4 protein-coding genes are annotated in these 4348 nt (G+C 61.5%); 2 read left to right on the top strand and 2 right to left on the bottom strand.

Annotated elements, in window-relative coordinates:
- Nucleotides 1-974 (bottom strand): aminotransferase class I/II-fold pyridoxal phosphate-dependent enzyme (locus JJE47_15380; GenBank protein MBK5268802.1); only part of this gene is annotated, 974 nt, incomplete at its 3' end.
- Between the two features lie 8 nt (nucleotides 975-982).
- Nucleotides 983-1939: a pyridoxal-phosphate dependent enzyme gene (locus JJE47_15375; GenBank protein MBK5268801.1), complete on the bottom strand. Its 957-nt coding sequence runs from the start codon at nucleotides 1937-1939 to the stop codon at nucleotides 983-985.
- A gap of 57 nt (nucleotides 1940-1996) precedes the next feature.
- Between JJE47_15375 and JJE47_15370 the strand changes: the two genes are divergently transcribed.
- Nucleotides 1997-2887 carry a COX15/CtaA family protein gene (locus JJE47_15370; protein MBK5268800.1) on the top strand — a complete coding sequence of 297 codons (891 nt, stop codon included), beginning with the start codon at nucleotides 1997-1999 and terminating at the stop codon, nucleotides 2885-2887.
- 64 nt (nucleotides 2888-2951) lie between these two features.
- On the top strand, nucleotides 2952-4348 hold a 1397-nt coding region (locus JJE47_15365), incomplete at its 3' end, for a DUF3352 domain-containing protein (GenBank protein ID MBK5268799.1).

Below are 4348 nucleotides of genomic sequence, written 5' to 3'. Positions count from 1 at the left end.
CCCAGGCTCTCGGCGAGAAAGAACAGCTCGGTGTTCATGCTGACCGACGCAGCCTTTTCCGGCCCGCCTTTCGGGATGAACGAAACCATTCCCCCAAAGCCTTTCATCTGCCTGGCGGCCAGTTCATGGTGCGGGTGCGACGGCAACCCGGGGTAGATAACCCGTTCAACCCGGGGATCGGCGGCGAGGAAACGTGCCACCATCAGCGCATTGAACGAGTGGCGATCCATCCGCACCCCGAGTGTCTTGATACCCCGCAACACCAGGAAGGCGTCAAACGGTCCGGCCACCGGACCGGTGGCGTTCTCAAGGAACTTGAGCCCTTCGAGGACCTCAAGGTCGGCTGCCACGATCGCTCCTCCGACCACGTCAGAATGACCACCCATATACTTGGTGGTGGAGTGCACCACCAAGTCGGCTCCGAGCGCCAACGGTTGTTGAAGATAGGGAGTTGCGAACGTGTTGTCGACGACCAGGGCTGCGCCAGCCTCGCGGGTGATCTCGCTGAGGATGGCGATGTCGCTGATCCGCAGCAGCGGATTCGTTGGGGTCTCTGTCCACACGATTTCCGTGTTGGGTCGCAAGGCGGCTTGTAGGCCGGCGGCAGTCGTCAGATCGGCGGCCGTGAACTCGATGCCATGGCGGGCGAGGACCCTGGCGAAGAAGCGGTAGGTGCCGCCATAGGCGTCGTCGGGGATCACCACATGGTCACCCGGTTTCAAAGACCAACCGATCAACGAAGTGGCGGCCATTCCCGATGAGGTAACGATTGAGCCGGCTCCCCCCTCGAGTGAGGCCAGGGCTTCGGCGAGGGCATGACGGGTGGGGTTATCCGTTCGGGAATACTCGTAGCCGGCGTGTTTGCCGGGGGCGCTCTGGGCGTAGGTGGAGGTGGCGAAAATGGGAACGGTAACCGCTCCGGTGGTGGGCTCTGGGTCTTGGCCGGCGTGAATGGCTCGCGTCTCGAATTCCATGGTGGCTCCTAATCTGCAATGAATCCGTTGGCTCCCAGCCACTCATCATTGAATATTTTTGATAGATATCCCTTGCCGGAGTCCGGGAGGACAACCACGACCAGGCGATCCGGGTGGCTTTTGGCGACTTGAACCGCCGCGTGCAGCGCCATTCCTCCGGATCCACCCGTCAGGATTCCTTCCTGGCGAGCCAGGTGGCGGGTGGCCGTGAAGGACTCCTGATCGGTCACCACTATGAAGGAGTCGATGACCGACGTATCGATGGTGGCGGGCCAGAAATCTTCGCCGACCCCTTCCACCTGATACTGGTGGATGTCTTCTGGTTGGTGTGCCGAATAGATGGAGCCCTCAGGGTCGGCTCCCACGATCAGGATGTCCGGGTTCTGCTCCTTGAGGTACCGACCGATCCCGGTGCAGGTGCCGCCGGTTCCGACTCCGGCGACGACGGCTCCCACCGTCCCGTCTGTCTGGACCCAAATCTCTGGACCGGTACTCGCGTAATGGGCCGCCGGATTCTGTTCATTGGAGTACTGGTCGGGGTTATAGGCCCCTTCGATCTCAGCGGTCAGTCGGCGAGCGACTCCGTAGTACGAGTCTGGATGGTCGGGGAGCAGGTTGGTCGGGGTTTCGACTACCTCGACCCCATACGCCCGCAAAAGGTCCTGCTTTTCTTGAGATACCTTGTCAGGGACGGTACAAATCACGCGGTAACCGCGCACGGCTCCGACCAGGGCCAGGCCCGCACCGGTATTGCCAGAGGTTGGTTCGATGATGGTGCCGCCCGGCTTGAGCAGGCCGACCTTCTCAGCGGCATCGATCATCGAGACCGCGATGCGCTCCTTGATCGACCCGCCCGGATTCATGAACTCGAGTTTGGCGACAAGGTTGCCGGCCGGGTGATAGTTGGAGAGTCGCACCAATGGCGTATCGCCAATGGCGTCGAGTACGTTTTCGCGAATTTGCACGGGGCCATCCTACGCGGCGTCGACCGAGGTACTTCAATACCGCGGTAGCCTTACCCCATGTTGCGTCGATTCGCGTGGGCGACCCTGGTCTTGAACGTCATGGTTATCTTGCTTGGGGCCAATGTGTGCGCCACCGGGTCCGGAGCCGGTTGTGGGGCGAGTTGGCCGACCTGCGAAGGTCGGTTGGTTCCTTCCAGTGCCTCGGTGGCGACCTGGACCGAGTTCACCCACCGGGCGGCATCGGGAGTGGCCCTTCTTGCGGTATTCGTGCTGGCTGCCTGGGTGTTCCGGAGCTTCGACAAGGGGTCATTGATCCGATCTGCTGCCGCCTGGTCGATCGGGGCGATCCTCTCGGAAGCGGCGATCGGAGCGGCGATCGTGCTGTTCGAATGGGTGGCCGACGACTCTTCGGCAGCCCGTCTGCTGGCGGTTCCCCTTCACCTCGTGAACACATTTGTACTGCTGGCGGCGCTTAGCGTGACCGCCTGGTGGGTGGACCATTCGCCGGCCACCAGGCCCACCATTCCCCGACCGCTCTGGTGGGCCGGACTTGGGTTGCTCCTCGTCGCGGCGACCGGATCGGTCACGGCCCTGGCGGACACGCTTTTCCCGGCTACCTCATTCTCCGACGGCCTGGCTCAGGACTTCTCCTCCGCAGGCACCTTCCTCACCCAGGTGCGTGTTCTGCACCCGGTCGTCGCAACGCTGGTCGGTGCCTATGTGGCGTTCTTGGGGTTGACCAGGGCCCGACCGGGTCACCAGCAGACGGTCGGGCTCGTTATCGCCGCCATCGTCGGTACCCAGGTCTTTGCCGGGATCGCCAACGTGGTGTTGCTCACACCTCTCTGGCTCCAGATCTTCCATCTGGCTTTGGCCGACACCTTATGGATCATGTTCGTTCTATTTGTGGTCGACGTGTCGCTGGATCGGGAATCGGCGCAGGTATAAACTTTTAAAGGGAACCCCTGAGACTGTCCGATACCTTGTTGGTACGACCGGGGAGAAGAAATCAGTGGAAATCTGTGGGGTTTGTGGTGGATCGCGTTCGGGAGGGACCTGTCCGGCCTGCGACCCGATCCCGGTCGACCGGTCTGAAATACCACCGGAGACCGCCCAGAACACCATTGACACTCGCCTGTTTGGGGAAACCAGGGGGGCGGACTTTTTCGGGGTCATTACCCCGACGTTGGCTGACACCACCCCATTACCGACGGTGGTCGCCAAGAAGTCCCGGGCCTGGATGTATGCCGTTGGTGGCTTCGCGGCGGTCGTAGTGGGAGTCGGAGTCGTCAGTGCTTCCTTCCTTGGCCTCTTCGTTGGTGATAGCAACGAGACCGCCGGGTATGTTCCTGCCGACGCCCAGGGGTATTTCGTGATCGACCTCGTGGACAGCGCGGCAGCGTTTTCAGATGACCGCATCCAATCCTTGATGGCTCAGATTGAGCAAGAATTCGGTGTCGAAACACCGGACTTCGACGGCGGGGCGGTCGAAGAAGAAGCTCTTGATGAGTTGGCGCAGAAACTAGGTGTTGGCCAACTTGACCTCTCTTTGCGCGATGACGTGGCGAGTTGGGCGGGCCGACACGTTGGCATGTGGTTGCGGGCCGACATAAGCGCCGGTGCCCAACCTGAGGACGTGGCGGGTTGCTTTCTCGTCGAAACCCGTGATGCCGGAGAAGCTGATGCCGCCCTCGAGCGTATTTACGACGAGATTCGGCAGGGCGATCAGGTGATCACCCGAAGCCAAGTCAATGGGGTGGCGGTCTACGAGTGGTCCGATGAGCTAGTGGTAAAAGCGGGTCGCATCGATGGTGTTGTGGCCCTTTGCGCCGGGGCAGGAATCTTTGAGGAGGTAGTCGCCGTCCACAAGTCGGGCGTCACGCTCGCCTCCACTGAAAGTTTCACCCAACTAGAGGGTGCCCTGGCCGATTGGGCGATGATGGGGTACGTCGACAGCGAAGAGATGGTCCGCGGCATGGCCTTTGAGCAGGGCATGGACGTGACCCCGTTTGCGCAGGCTGGTCGGATCGCCGTTGGTGTCAACCTCACCGAGGCAGGCTTCACCCTCGAAAGCGTCTCGGTGGCCGGTCCCGATATGCCCATCGTTTCCGACGGACAGGCAGCCGCCGGGATCCTTCCGGGAAACGTCTATTTTGCGGCGGGTGGCCAGGACTTGGGTCGGACGCTTTCGACCATGATCGACACCTATCGAGGGGTTCCCGATGGCGGGATGATCGACGATGCTTTCTCCGAGTTTCGTGAGACGACCGGAGTGGACCTTCAGGAGATGCTTGACTCGATAGAAGGGCCATTCGGTTTGGCGGTCTCAGCGAATAGTTCGATCGAAGACGTTCCCGTCGGTGGCGTGTTCTTCACCGACCTCTCCGATCGGGGTCCGATCGACGACCT

The organism is Acidimicrobiia bacterium (genome assembly GCA_016650365.1).
GTDB lineage: Bacteria > Actinomycetota > Acidimicrobiia > Spongiisociales > JAENVV01 > JAENVV01.
This window is presented reverse-complemented; position numbering and strand designations above follow the sequence as displayed.

Excerpts from the sequence above, each read along its gene's own strand:
- JJE47_15370 (MBK5268800.1), top strand. The coding sequence starts at position 1,997 with ATGTTGCGTCGATTCGCGTGGGCGACCCTGGTCTTGAACGTCATGGTT.